This is a genomic window from Pseudomonas sp. 300, from assembly GCF_055803035.1.
This window is the reverse complement of record NZ_JAVLRV010000002.1, coordinates 437,155-450,179: the sequence shown is the minus strand read 5'-3', so window position 1 is coordinate 450,179 and position 13,025 is coordinate 437,155. Positions and strand designations below refer to the sequence as shown.

Annotated in this window: 14 protein-coding genes; 10 read left to right on the top strand and 4 right to left on the bottom strand. The window is 60.1% G+C overall.

All coding sequences use genetic code 11. The annotated features are described in order from the left end of the window. Position 1: 1 nt before the first annotated feature. Positions 2-1,156: an MFS transporter gene (locus Q7W83_RS08230; RefSeq protein ID WP_150640088.1), complete on the bottom strand. Its 1,155-nt coding sequence runs from the start codon at positions 1,154-1,156 to the stop codon at positions 2-4. A gap of 279 nt (positions 1,157-1,435) precedes the next feature. Between Q7W83_RS08230 and sstT the strand changes: the two genes are divergently transcribed. Next, positions 1,436-2,668, top strand: a complete 1,233-nt coding sequence (sstT, locus tag Q7W83_RS08225) for a serine/threonine transporter SstT (RefSeq protein ID WP_473655890.1) — start codon at positions 1,436-1,438, stop codon at positions 2,666-2,668. 472 nt (positions 2,669-3,140) lie between these two features. On the opposite strand, the gene Q7W83_RS08220 is transcribed toward sstT, so the two are convergent. Further along, positions 3,141-3,650: a DUF1993 domain-containing protein gene (locus tag Q7W83_RS08220; RefSeq protein WP_150632540.1), complete on the bottom strand. Its 510-nt coding sequence runs from the start codon at positions 3,648-3,650 to the stop codon at positions 3,141-3,143. 139 nt (positions 3,651-3,789) lie between these two features. On the opposite strand from Q7W83_RS08220, the gene Q7W83_RS08215 reads away from it, so the two are divergent. After that, entirely contained in the window at positions 3,790-4,437 is a 648-nt protein-coding gene (locus tag Q7W83_RS08215; RefSeq protein ID WP_150632539.1) for a YceH family protein, read from the top strand. A 62-nt stretch (positions 4,438-4,499) separates the two neighbouring features. Here the strand turns inward: Q7W83_RS08215 and Q7W83_RS08210 are convergent, their stop codons facing one another. Further along, positions 4,500-5,018 (bottom strand): cupin domain-containing protein, encoded by a 519-nt coding sequence (locus Q7W83_RS08210; protein ID WP_473655889.1) that lies wholly within the window; start codon positions 5,016-5,018, stop codon positions 4,500-4,502. Between the two features lie 198 nt (positions 5,019-5,216). Continuing rightward, on the bottom strand, positions 5,217-5,903 hold the full coding sequence (locus Q7W83_RS08205) for an alpha/beta family hydrolase (protein WP_150637935.1): 687 nt from the start codon (positions 5,901-5,903) through the stop codon (positions 5,217-5,219). Between the two features lie 111 nt (positions 5,904-6,014). Between Q7W83_RS08205 and ccoN (Q7W83_RS08200) the strand changes: the two genes are divergently transcribed. The 8 genes from ccoN (Q7W83_RS08200) (at position 6,015) to ccoP (Q7W83_RS08165) (ending at position 12,918) form a co-directional block, all read left to right on the top strand. Further along, entirely contained in the window at positions 6,015-7,439 is a 1,425-nt protein-coding gene (ccoN, locus tag Q7W83_RS08200) for a cytochrome-c oxidase, cbb3-type subunit I (RefSeq protein WP_150632536.1), read from the top strand. 10 nt (positions 7,440-7,449) lie between these two features. Continuing rightward, positions 7,450-8,058: a cytochrome-c oxidase, cbb3-type subunit II gene (gene ccoO / locus Q7W83_RS08195; RefSeq protein WP_008028522.1), complete on the top strand. Its 609-nt coding sequence runs from the start codon at positions 7,450-7,452 to the stop codon at positions 8,056-8,058. A 3-nt stretch (positions 8,059-8,061) separates the two neighbouring features. Next, the gene (locus Q7W83_RS08190; RefSeq protein WP_150632535.1) at positions 8,062-8,262 is read left to right on the top strand and encodes a cbb3-type cytochrome oxidase subunit 3; all 201 of its coding nucleotides are present in this window, start codon (positions 8,062-8,064) and stop codon (positions 8,260-8,262) included. After that, on the top strand, positions 8,259-9,212 hold the full coding sequence (ccoP, locus tag Q7W83_RS08185) for a cytochrome-c oxidase, cbb3-type subunit III (protein ID WP_150632534.1): 954 nt from the start codon (positions 8,259-8,261) through the stop codon (positions 9,210-9,212). The genes Q7W83_RS08190 and ccoP (Q7W83_RS08185) overlap by 4 nt, the downstream gene beginning before the upstream one ends. Positions 9,213-9,696: 484 nt before the next feature. Next, positions 9,697-11,139, top strand: a complete 1,443-nt coding sequence (ccoN, locus tag Q7W83_RS08180; protein WP_150632533.1) for a cytochrome-c oxidase, cbb3-type subunit I — start codon at positions 9,697-9,699, stop codon at positions 11,137-11,139. Continuing rightward, positions 11,139-11,747, top strand: a complete 609-nt coding sequence (ccoO, locus tag Q7W83_RS08175) for a cytochrome-c oxidase, cbb3-type subunit II (RefSeq protein WP_008028530.1) — start codon at positions 11,139-11,141, stop codon at positions 11,745-11,747. The genes ccoN (Q7W83_RS08180) and ccoO (Q7W83_RS08175) overlap by 1 nt, the downstream gene beginning before the upstream one ends. A 5-nt stretch (positions 11,748-11,752) precedes the next feature. After that, positions 11,753-11,938, top strand: coding sequence for a CcoQ/FixQ family Cbb3-type cytochrome c oxidase assembly chaperone (locus tag Q7W83_RS08170; RefSeq protein WP_003175465.1), 186 nt, complete (start codon positions 11,753-11,755; stop codon positions 11,936-11,938). Next, positions 11,935-12,918, top strand: a complete 984-nt coding sequence (ccoP, locus tag Q7W83_RS08165; protein WP_150632532.1) for a cytochrome-c oxidase, cbb3-type subunit III — start codon at positions 11,935-11,937, stop codon at positions 12,916-12,918. The genes Q7W83_RS08170 and ccoP (Q7W83_RS08165) overlap by 4 nt, the downstream gene beginning before the upstream one ends. The last annotated feature ends 107 nt before the right edge of the window (positions 12,919-13,025 follow it).

Genomic DNA, 13,025 nt, shown 5'->3' with positions numbered 1-13,025 from the left:
GTCAGGCGCAGACTTCGCGGGGTTTGAACGTCATCAGTGCCATGGCCAACAGGATCGAGATCAGAATAAAACCGGCCGCCGCAAAGCCAAGCCCACCCAGGCCAACGCTGTCGATCACCCGGCCGCCGACCATCGCACCCAAACCGATCCCGAGGTTGGCACCGGCAATATTCAGCGATGCGGCAAAGGCTGGCGCTTCAGGCGCAGCCTTCATCAAACGCACATGGCTGACCAGGAACAGCGCCGCTTGCGTCACGCCCCAGATCCCCATCGCCGCCGCCAGGCCCAGCGGCGAATGGATGTTCGGCACCAGCGCCACCATGCCGGCGATCATGAAGGCGCAGAACGTCACCGAAGCGATCAGCGGATGACGATCCACCGCGCGACCGCCCAGCGAATTGCCGATCAAACCGACCGCACCGAAGCCCATCAGGCACCAACCCACCACCGTGCCGTTGAAACCGGCCAGCCGCTCGAGGATGTCGGCCAGATAGGTGTAAGCGGTGAACATGCCGCTGAACACCAGGATCGACAGCAACACGTGCCCAATCATCAGCGGGCTGCGCAGGATCTTGAACTGCGAGCGGAAGCTCACTTGGTGCTGATGCAAATTGGTTTTCGGCAAGTAGATAAACAGCAGCAACGCCTTGGCGAACGCGATCACCGCGAGAATGCCGAAGGCACTGCGCCAACCGAATGCATCGGAAATCAACGTGCCGACCGGAATGCCGAACACCGTGGCGCAGACGATGCCGAAACCGATCTTGGCGATGGCGCGTCCGGCGTAGTCCGGCCCGACGATGTCCACCGCCGTCTCACTGGCCAGGGCCCAGAACACCGGCAGCCCGAGCGCGGGAATCAATCGCGCAACGGCCATCACCCAGATGTTCGGCGCAAACGCCGCGAGGGTGTTGGCCAGACCGAACATGATCAACACCGAGATGAACAACTTGCGCCGCTCGAACCGGGCGAAGTACGCGGTCAGGAACGGCCCGAACGCCGCGACGGTGAAGGCGAACAAGGTCACCAGCAAACCCGCCTGCGGGATGGTGACTTCGAGATCGCGGGCAATTGCCGGCAACAGGCCGACGATGACGAATTCCGTGGTCAGCACCGTGAAGCCGGCGGCGGACAACAGAAGAATGGGCAACAACATGCAGAACTCCAGAAAACGACAACACCAGCGATAGCCCGAAGGCCCACTGGCAGAGATGAAAATGAGGATGGGCAATCTTAACAGAGTGTTTCCAAACACGGTTGCACGAACCTGCACATCGCGTTTAACCGGCAGGTGGCAGATCGTCACAGGTCTGAAGGATCAAGCCGACGCTGTGATAAAGTCCGCGCCCTGCGATTCGTACACCTGTTCATCCGCCCGTTAATGGCCGTGATGTCGCGACACCTCCGCACCTAATAAAATCAGAGATGCCGTTTTATGACTGCTTCATCCCCTTCGCTATTGCAACGTTTGAAACGCTTGAGCCTGGTTACGCAAATCGTTATCGGCCTGCTCGCCGGGATAGCCTTGGCGCTGGTTGCGCCTGAGGTGGCGAAGTCCACCGCGTTTATCGGCAAAGTGTTCGTCTCGGCGCTGAAAGCCGTCGCGCCGATTCTGGTGTTCGTGCTGGTCATGGCGTCGATCGCCAACCACAAGCACGGCCAGGAAACCCACATCCGGCCGATTCTGTTTCTGTACCTGCTGGGCACATTTGCCGCGGCCGTGGTCGCGGTCGTGGCCAGCATGATGTTCCCGTCGAACCTGGTGCTGTCCACCCACGACGTCGCGGTGACAGCGCCGGGCGGCATCAGTGAAGTGTTGCAAAGTCTGATGCTGAGCGTGGTCGACAACCCGGTCAGCGCCCTGATGAATGCCAATTTCATCGGCATTCTGGCGTGGGCCATCGGTATGGGCATCGCCATTCGCCATGCCGGCGACACTACGCGCGAAGTCCTCGGCGACTTGTCCAACGGCGTGACCCTGATTGTGCGCCTGGTGATCCGTTTTGCGCCGCTGGGGATTTTCGGCCTGGTGGCATCGACCCTAGCCACCTCCGGTTTCGGTGCCTTGATCGGCTACGCGCATCTGCTGGCGGTATTGCTGGGTTGCATGCTGTTTGTGGCGCTGGTGATGAACCCGGTGATCGTGTTCTGGAAGCTGCGTCGCAACCCGTATCCGCTGGTGATCACGTGCTTGCGTGAAAGCGGCATTACGGCGTTTTTCACCCGCAGCTCGGCAGCGAACATTCCGGTCAATCTGGAACTGAGCAAGCGTCTGGGGCTGCACGAGGACACTTATTCGGTTTCCATTCCGCTGGGCGCGACCATCAACATGGCGGGCGCGGCAATCACCATCACCGTGCTGACCCTGGCAGCCGTGCACACGCTAGGCATCGCCGTGGACATTCCGACCGCCATCCTGCTGAGCGTGGTCGCCGCGATCTGTGCCTGTGGCGCTTCGGGTGTGGCAGGCGGTTCGTTGTTGCTGATTCCACTGGCGTGCAGCCTGTTCGGCATTCCGAGCGAAATCGCCATGCAGGTGGTGGCGGTCGGGTTCATTATCGGCGTGCTGCAGGACTCGGCGGAGACTGCGCTGAATTCTTCGACTGATGTGCTGTTTACGGCGGCGGCTTGCTTGGGTGAGGACGAGAAGGCTCAGCGTTTGGCATGATAACCGGCCGGCCTATCTCTTCAAGCGTACGCATTCCCCCTGTGGGAGCTAGCCCGCTAGCGATGGGCGTTAACGATAACGCGTGCGGTCTGAATGAACGCGGTGTCTGGACGTCCATCGCTAGCAGGCTAGCTCCCACAGGGGGATTGTTGTCCGGCATTACCTCGGGTTAGCCCCCCCCCCGGCCACGGATGGCCGATGGCGGCGGGCCCATGGAGCAGGAACGGAGCGAGGCACCGTACGTCAGGGACGCGGGCGCTGGGTTACTTGGGGTCGGGCGGCGTTCCGTTTTTCCAAGTATCCCGCGGTAAGAGCAGAACCAATAGCCGCCATTACCGCAGGAATGGATATGTACACCATCAAAACCTAAGCCACCTGACACACCGCCTTCGCGAGCAAGCTCGCCCCCACAAGACCAATAAAAAGCCCGCCAAGGCGTCAACCTTGGCGGGCTTTTTTGTACGTGGGCGGGTTAGAACGCGCCCATGTAATCGCGCTTGCCCACTTCCACACCGTTGTGACGCAGCAGTGCGTAAGCGGTGGTGACGTGGAAGAAGAACTGCGGAAGGCCGTAGCTCAGCAAGTAAGCCTGGCCACTGAAGCGCTTCTCTTTCGGCGTGCCCTGACGGGTGATGATCTCGATACCTTCCTTGCCGTTGATCTGCTCGGGCTTGATCTCGCCGATGTAGGCCAGAACCTTGGCGATCAGCGCTTGCAGCTCGGCGAAGGTGGTTTCGGTGTCGTCATATTTCGGCACTTCGATCTCGGCCAGACGCGAGGAAACACCTTTGGCGAAATCAACCGCGATCTGCACCTGACGCACCAGCGGGAACATGTCCGGGTACAGACGGGCTTGCAGGAAAGCGTTCGGATCGATGTTCTTGGCTGTAGCGTGGGCTTCGGCCTTGTTCAGAACGTCGCTCAGGGCATTGAGCATTTGTTTGAAAACCGGGACGGAAGCGTCATACAGGGAAATGGTCATGGCAGTCTCGTGTTGTGACAGGAGGGAAACGTGGGCCGATTATAGCCATGCGCGACGCTCCTGCGGCTTGTCTTTTATCCAGCAAGGATTAGGCTAGGCGGCTTCGACTGCATGCTTCGACAGCAAAGGGAAAAGCGTGATGAGCACTGAGCAAGAGACCACCTTCGACGAGCCGCGGCTCAACAGCACGGAAATCCGCATTCTGGGTTCGTTGATCGAAAAACAGGCCACCAGCCCGGAAACCTACCCGCTGACCCTCAATGCCCTGGTGATTGCCTGCAACCAGAAAACCAGTCGCGAACCGGTAATGAACCTCACCCAGGGCCAGGTCGGCCAGAGCCTGCGCGCCCTTGAAGGTCGCGGCTTTACCAAACTGGTGATGGGCAGTCGCGCCGACCGCTGGGAACACAAGGTCGACAAGGCACTGGAACTGGTGCCGGCACAGGTCATTCTGACGGGGCTGCTGTTTCTGCGCGGCCCGCAGACGGTCAACGAGCTGCTGACCCGCAGCGGCCGCATGCATGAGTTCGAAGATGCCGAACAAGTTGTACATCAACTTGAACGGCTGATTGCTCGCGGTCTGGCGTTGCTGATTCCGCGTCAGGCCGGGCAACGTGAAGATCGCTACATGCACGCACTGGGTGATCCGGCGGACATCGAAGCGATTCTGGCGGCACGGCAAAATCCGTCGGAGCGCGGTGCCGGCAGCGGTGTGTCCGTGGAGCGCATCGAAGAACTTGAGGCCCGGATTGCCGCGCTGGAAGAGCGCCTGGCACGCCTCGAATAACCGCACAACACATCAACATGTGGGAGCGAGCAAGCCCCACATTGGATTTGTGGTGCCAGTTGTTACTCGCCGTCCCAGTAATCCACGCCATCGGCCTGTCTGGCGATGGCAACGAAGCCTGAAGCATTGCCTTGGGCATCGACCTTGAAGTCGTCCATCACGGCGTATTTGCCAGAGTCCGGGTACTCGCAAATTTCCGGCGATTGCTGGGTGCTGACCGCCAAATAGCGCAGTTCGGCGTCGCTGGTGTTGATGATCTGGTGCGCCGCTTCCGGACCGCCTGGCGGGCAGGCAATCACGTCACCGGCGCAGATAGGAAAACGCTCGGCGCCGAGACGAATCTCCCCTTCCCCCGCGACGATGTAAAACATCTCCTCGTTGACCCGATGACTGTGAAACGGGCTACCGCGCATGCCCGGTTCCAGCACGTACAAGCGATAGCCGAGTTTCTGCGCACCCAGCCGCTGACCGACGCGTGCCATCCGCTGCTGATAGCGGCCGGCAGTTTCACCGGAAGGCGCCAGTGCTTCTGGCAGCGGTTCGAGATCGACCTGATGCAGATTGAGGATGGCGGGATGCATGAAAAACCTCGGGCATGGTTTTATGGGGGGCAAGTCTTTGCTTGCTCGCGAGCAGTATAGTTATTCGTTGGCTGGACCGGCCCCTGGGCGGGCAAGCCCTCCCACAGGGTTATGCAGTGATCTCAAAATCGAGCAACACCACCTATCACTGTGGGAGCGGGCTTGCCCGCGATGAGGCTCTGACTGAAGACGCACATCTCACTGCAGGAATTCGGCAACCTTGCCCGCCGCCGAAGCCAAATGCTGCTCATGGGTAAACCCTGAAGCCTTCAGCGGCTTCAAATCATGATCCCCCGCCACCAACCAGAACACCTCGATACTCGGCGACAACGCATAACCCTCAACCGCCTCACGATTACCCAACGCATCGCGCTCACCCTGCACAATCAACGTCCGGGTCTTCAGCGCCGCCAAATGCTCGACCCTCGGCTTCTGCGGTTTACCCACCGCATAAAACGGATACCCCAGGCACACCAACGCATCCACCCCCAGCTCATCGGCTAACAGGCTCGCCATCCGCCCGCCCATGGACTTGCCGCCAATAGCCACACGCCCAGTGACATGGCGTCGCACCACCGCATACACCTCGCGCCAGCATTCCAGCAGTTTCGGCGCCGGGTTCGGCGGACGTTTGCCGCCATCGACACGCCGTTGCGCCATGTACGCAAACTCAAAGCGCAACACGTTGACGCCAAGCGCAGCAAGGCGCGCAGCCATGTCGTTCATCCAGGCGCTGTCCATCGGCGCCCCGGCGCCATGCGCAAGAATCAGCGTGACAGGCTCGACCGAAACCGTCGAAGCGGCCTCGTTCCACAGCCATCCATATTCCCGCACACACTGCGCCCATTGATCCCCGTCAATACTGGCCTTGTGCTCTTTGTCCATGCTTGCCTCGCTTTTAGTCTGCCTATAACTCCAGGCGAAGGGAGCGTCTGCCTTGCGCGGCTTACTCGCAAAGACGGGCCTTCACTTCGGCTGAACCGTGGATGGGGAACCATGAACACTTCTATCAGTACCGCCTACAACTACAAGGTGGTCCGCCAATTCGCCATTATGACGGTGGTGTGGGGCATCGTCGGCATGGGGCTCGGGGTTTTTCTCGCGGCCCAATTGGTCTGGCCTGAACTCAACTTCAATTTGCCGTGGACCAGTTTCGGCCGGTTGCGCCCGTTGCACACCAACGCGGTGATCTTCGCTTTCGGCGGTTGCGCCCTGTTCGCCAGTTCGTTCTATTCGGTGCAGCGCACCTGCCAGACCCAACTGTTTGCACCAAAAATCGCCGCGTTCTGCTTCTGGGGCTGGCAAGTAGTGATTCTGCTGGCTGCTATCAGCCTGCCGCTGGGTTACACCAGCTCCAAGGAATACGCCGAACTGGAATGGCCGATCGATATCCTGATCACCATCGTCTGGGTCGCCTACGCCATCGTGTTCTTCGGCACATTGGCCAAGCGCAAGACCAAGCACATCTACGTCGGCAACTGGTTCTTCGGTGCATTCATCATCACCGTGGCCATCCTGCACATCGTCAACAACCTTGAACTGCCGGTGAGTTTCACCAAGTCCTACTCGGTGTACGCCGGTGCGACCGATGCCATGGTTCAGTGGTGGTACGGGCACAACGCCGTAGGCTTTTTCCTCACCGCCGGTTTCCTCGGGATGATGTACTACTTCGTGCCGAAACAGGCCGAGCGTCCGGTGTATTCCTATCGCCTGTCGATCGTGCACTTCTGGGCATTGATCACCCTGTACATCTGGGCCGGTCCGCACCACTTGCACTACACCGCGCTGCCGGACTGGGCGCAGTCGTTGGGCATGGTGATGTCGCTGATCCTGCTGGCGCCAAGCTGGGGCGGCATGATCAACGGGATGATGACGCTCTCGGGCGCCTGGCATAAGTTGCGCAGCGACCCGATCCTGCGCTTCCTTGTGGTCTCCCTGGCGTTCTACGGCATGTCGACCTTCGAAGGTCCGATGATGGCGATCAAGACCGTCAACGCACTCTCCCACTACACCGACTGGACCATCGGCCACGTTCACGCCGGTGCACTCGGCTGGGTGGCAATGATTTCCATCGGCGCGCTGTACCACATGATCCCGAAAATCTTCGGTCGCCCGCAGATGCACAGCATCGGCCTGATCAACGCGCACTTCTGGCTCGCCACCATCGGCACCGTGTTGTACATCGCGTCGATGTGGGTCAACGGCATCGCCCAGGGCCTCATGTGGCGCGCAGTCAACGAAGACGGCACGCTGACCTACTCCTTCGTCGAAACCCTGGTGGCCAGCCACCCAGGCTTCGTCGTGCGACTGGTGGGCGGTGCGATCTTCCTCAGCGGCATGTTCCTGATGGCTTACAACACCTGGCGCACCGTGCGGGCCTCGCAGCCTGCCGAAGTCGCCGCTGCCGCGCAGATGGCCTGAGGAGTCCGCCATGAAACACGAAACAATCGAGAAAAACGTCGGCCTGCTGATGCTGCTGATGGTCCTGGCCGTGAGCATCGGCGGTCTGACGCAGATCGTCCCGCTGTTCTTCCAGGACGTGACCAATAAACCGGTGGAAGGCATGAAGCCCTACACCGCGCTGCAACTGGAAGGTCGCGACATTTACATCCGCGAAGGCTGCGTCGGCTGCCACTCGCAGATGATCCGGCCGTTCCGCGCCGAGACCGAACGTTATGGGCACTACTCGGTGGCCGGTGAGAGCGTCTGGGATCACCCGTTCCTCTGGGGTTCGAAACGTACCGGGCCGGACCTGGCACGGGTCGGCGGCCGTTACTCTGAAGACTGGCACCGCGCGCACTTGTACAACCCGCGCAACGTGGTGCCGGAATCGAAGATGCCGGCCTATCCATGGCTGGTGGCCAATCAGCTCGACAGCAGCCACACCGAAACCAAGATCAAGGCAATGCGCACGCTTGGCGTGCCGTACACCGATGCCGACATCGCAGGCTCGGTCGAATCGCTCAAGGGCAAGACCGAAATGGACGCATTGGTCGCCTACCTGCAAGTGCTCGGCACTGCCATCAAGAGCAAGAGGTGAGCCATGGTCATTGAGATGAGCAGTGGAATGATCCGCGGCCTGGGCACGGTCGTGGTGTTCGTGGCCTTCGTCGGCCTGACGTTGTGGGTGTTCAACAACAAGCGCAATCCGGAGTTCGCCGAAGCGCGTTTGCTGCCGTTCGCCGATGAACCCCTGGCCGACGACGCCACCCAAGAACCTGAAACAAGGAGTACCCGGTCATGACCACTTTCTGGAGTACGTGGATCTGCGTACTGACCATCGGCAGCCTGATCGGCCTGACCTGGCTGCTGATCGGCACTCGCAAGGGCGAAACCAAGGGCAGCGTCGACCAGACCATGGGCCACAGCTTCGACGGCATCGAGGAGTATGACAATCCGCTGCCGCAGTGGTGGTTCATGCTGTTCGCCGGCACACTGGTGTTTGCCGTGGGTTATCTGATTCTTTACCCGGGCCTGGGCAACTGGAAAGGCGTCCTGCCGGGTTACGAGGACGGCTGGACCGGCGTCCACGAATGGGAAAAGGAGATAAACAAGGCCGATGCGAAGTTCGGGCCTATCTTCGCCAAATTCGCCGCCATGCCCGTGGAAGAAGTGGCCAAGGACCCGCAAGCGCTGAAAATGGGCGGCCGCCTGTTCGCGTCGAACTGCTCGGTGTGCCACGGCTCGGATGCCAAGGGCGCTTTCGGCTTCCCGAACCTGGCCGACAGCAACTGGCGCTGGGGCGGTGACGCCGAGATGATCAAGACCACGATCATGGGTGGGCGCATGGCGGCGATGCCGGCCTGGGGTGAAATCCTGGGTGATGCCGGCGTGAAAAACGTCGCCGCGTATGTGCGCCATGAACTGGCCGGCCTGCCATTGCCGGAGGGCGACACCGCCGACCTGCACGCCGGACAGCAAGCGTTCAGCACCACCTGCGTAGCCTGTCATGGGGCAAACGGCCAGGGCACTGAAGCCATGGGAGCGCCGAATCTGACGCAACCGGCCGGATTTATCTACGGTACAAGCCTGGCGCAACTGCAACAAACCATTCGTCATGGCCGCCAGGGCCATATGCCGGCGCAGAACGAACTGCTCGGCAACGACAAGGTGCAACTGCTGGCCGCTTATGTGTACAGCCTGTCCCACGGTCTGAATACAGAGCGTTTGCAGGCTAAAGGCAAAAGCGAATAATTCTTGACCGCTCTGCTGCCGCATTCTTCCCCGGATGCGGCAGTTCCCTGCCCCTTTGCGACCCATTGTCGCACCCTCCTATAGTCCGCCTTTCGGTCCACCCGATTCGGGTCTAAGCTTGCCCCGATGCGGACTGGCTTGAGCCGGTTCCAGGTCGACCCGACCCGATGTGTTCGACGAATCTGCTCGATGACAAGCCGCAAAGGCTGGTAGATACCGGCTGTCGTGCCAATTGCCATCGGTCACCCGATCGCTGCGTTTGAACACACCCCGTTACATCTGACCTGACCCTCTCATCATTTTCGTTCGCTGCGACATTTTGTCCGAGGGCGATTTTGTCCTTACGCGGCGCATGGAAAGGCCGCAGAATCAGCTTTTGAAAGCATTGACCCAGGTCATGGCGCGTTGCAATGACCCCCTGCTTTCTCCATACTTGCGGCCGATTTTTACTCCTAATAAAACACCCAAACCGTGGAACCTTAGAATGAGCACAGCAATCAGTCCGACTGCTTATAACTATAAGGTAGTCCGCCAGTTCGCCATCATGACGGTGGTCTGGGGGATCCTTGGCATGGGGCTCGGTGTCTTCATCGCCTCGCAACTGGTCTGGCCGGAGTTGAACTTCGGTCTGCCATGGACGAGCTTTGGACGCCTGCGCCCGTTGCACACAAACCTGGTGATTTTCGCCTTCGGTGGTTGTGCACTGTTTGCCACTTCTTATTACGTCGTGCAGCGAACCTGCCAAACGCGACTGATTTCCGACAGCCTCGCAGCCTTCACCTTCTGGGGTTGGCAAGCGGTGATCGTCGGCGCCATCGTTACCTTGCCGCTGGGTTACACCACCACCAAGGAATACGCTGAGCTGGAATGGCCGCTGGCTATTCTGCTGGCCATCGTCTGGGTCACCTACGGTCTGGTGTTCTTCGGCACCATCACCAAGCGCAAGACCAAGCACATCTATGTGGGCAACTGGTTCTACGGTGCCTTCATCGTCGTGACGGCGATGCTGCACATCGTCAACCACGCCTCGCTGCCGGTCAGTTTCTTCAAGTCCTACTCGGCCTACGCCGGTGCAACGGATGCGATGATCCAGTGGTGGTACGGCCACAATGCCGTAGGTTTCTTCCTGACCACCGGCTTCCTCGGGATGATGTACTACTTCGTTCCGAAGCAGGCCGAGCGTCCGATCTACTCCTATCGCCTGTCCATCGTGCACTTCTGGGCGCTGATCACCCTGTACATCTGGGCCGGTCCGCACCACCTGCACTACACCGCGCTGCCGGACTGGGCGCAGTCGCTGGGCATGGCCATGTCGATCATCCTGCTGGCGCCGAGCTGGGGCGGCATGATCAACGGCATGATGACCCTGTCGGGCGCCTGGCATAAGCTGCGCACCGACCCGATCCTGCGCTTCCTCGTGGTCTCGCTGGCGTTCTACGGCATGTCGACCTTCGAAGGCCCGATGATGGCCATCAAGACCGTCAACTCGCTGTCGCACTACACCGACTGGACCATCGGCCACGTACACGCCGGCGCTCTTGGCTGGGTAGCGATGATCTCGATCGGCGCGATCTACCACATGATCCCGAAACTGTTCGGTCGTGCGCAGATGCACAGCATCGGCCTGATCAACGCGCACTTCTGGCTCGCGACCATCGGTACCGTGCTGTACATCGCTTCGATGTGGGTCAACGGCATCACCCAGGGCCTGATGTGGCGTGCAATCAACGACGACGGCACCCTCACCTACTCGTTCGTCGAAGCGCTGCAAGCCAGCCACCCTGGTTTCATCGTTCGCGCCCTGGGCGGTGCGTTCTTTGCCAGCGGCATGCTGTTCATGGCCTACAACGTATGGCGTACCGTCCGTGCCTCGAACCCGGCCGAAGCTGAAGCCGCCGAACAGATTGCTGTAGTTGGAGCTCACTGATGAAGCATGAAGCAGTCGAGAAGAACATTGGCCTGCTGGCCTTCTTCATGGTTATCGCCGTCAGCATCGGCGGCCTGACCCAGATCGTTCCGCTGTTTTTCCAGGACGTTACCAACAAGCCGGTCGAAGGCATGAAGCCGCGTACCGCCCTTGAACTGGAAGGACGCGACATCTACATCGCCAACGGTTGTGTCAGCTGCCACTCGCAGATGATCCGCCCGTTCCGTGCTGAAACCGAACGTTACGGCCACTACTCGGTTGCCGGTGAAAGCGTCTGGGACCACCCGTTCCTGTGGGGTTCCAAGCGTACCGGTCCGGACCTGGCCCGTGTCGGCGGTCGTTACTCCGATGACTGGCAGCGTGCGCATTTGTACAACCCGCGCAACGTAGTGCCGGAGTCGAAAATGCCGGCCTACCCGTTCCTCGTGGAAAACAAGCTCGACGGCAAAGACACCGCCAAGAAAATGGAAGTCTTGCGCACGCTCGGCGTCCCTTACACCGACGAAGACATCGCCGGCGCCAAGGATGCTGTGAAGGGCAAAACCGAAATGGACGCGCTGGTGGCCTATCTGCAAGGCCTGGGCACCATCATCAAAAGCAAACGGTGATTTAGATGGATATCGGGATGATTCGTGGCCTGGGCACCGTCGTTGTGATGGTGGCCTTCATCGGTCTGGCGTTGTGGGTATTCAGCCCCAAGCGCAAGTCGGAGTTTGAAGACGCGACCTTGCTGCCTTTCGCGGATGATCCCGAAGCCATCAAGCACGTCGAGCAAGCTTCTAGGAGTAACAAAGAATGACTACGTTCTGGAGTCTGTACGTCACAGTCCTCAGTCTCGGCACCATCTTCGCCCTGACCTGGCTGCTGCTGTCCACCCGCAAGGGCCAGCGCGCCGAGCAAACAGAAGAAACGGTTGGCCACTCCTTCGACGGGATCGAGGAGTACGACAACCCACTGCCGAAATGGTGGTTCATGCTGTTCGTGGGCACCATCATCTTCGCCCTCGGTTACCTGGTGCTGTACCCGGGCCTGGGTAACTGGAAAGGCCTGCTGCCGGGTTACAACTACCTGGATAACGAGAAGCAGACCGCGTTCGCCAACGGCCAGAGTGGCTGGACCGGCGTTCACGAATGGGAAAAGGAAATGGCCAAGTCGGACGCCAAGTTCGGTCCGATCTTCGCCAAATTCGCTTCCATGCCGATCGAAGAAGTCGCCAAGGACCCGCAAGCCCTGAAGATGGGTGGCCGTTTGTTCGCCTCCAACTGCTCGGTCTGCCACGGCTCCGACGCCAAGGGCGCCTATGGCTTCCCGAACCTGACCGACGCCGATTGGCGCTGGGGCGGCGAAGCGGAAACCATCAAGACCACCATCATGGGCGGTCGTCACGCAGTGATGCCGGCATGGGCTGAAGTGATCGGCGAGCAAGGCGTTGCGGACGTTGCCGCGTTCGTGCTGACCAACCTCGATGGCCGCAAGCTGCCGGAAGGCACCAAGGCTGACCCGGTTGCCGGGCAGAAACTGTTCGCCGCCAACTGCGTAGCGTGCCACGGTCCGGCCGGCAAAGGGACGCCAGCAATGGGCGCACCTGACCTGACCCACCCTGGCGCGTTCATCTACGGTTCGAGCTTCGCTCAACTGCAGCAGACCATCCGTTACGGCCGTCAGGGCCAGATGCCTGCGCAGGAACAGCTGCAAGGCAACGACAAGGTTCACCTGCTGGCCGCTTACGTCTACAGCTTGTCTCACGGTGAGAAGGCTCCGGCGCAAGACGCTCAATAAGGCAAACGCCTGATGCAAAAAAAGGCCCCGTCAGTGATCTGGCGGGGCTAATGAGATGGTCACCCCCACACCCTGCGAGGGCTACGCTTTCGCAGGGTGTTTTGTTT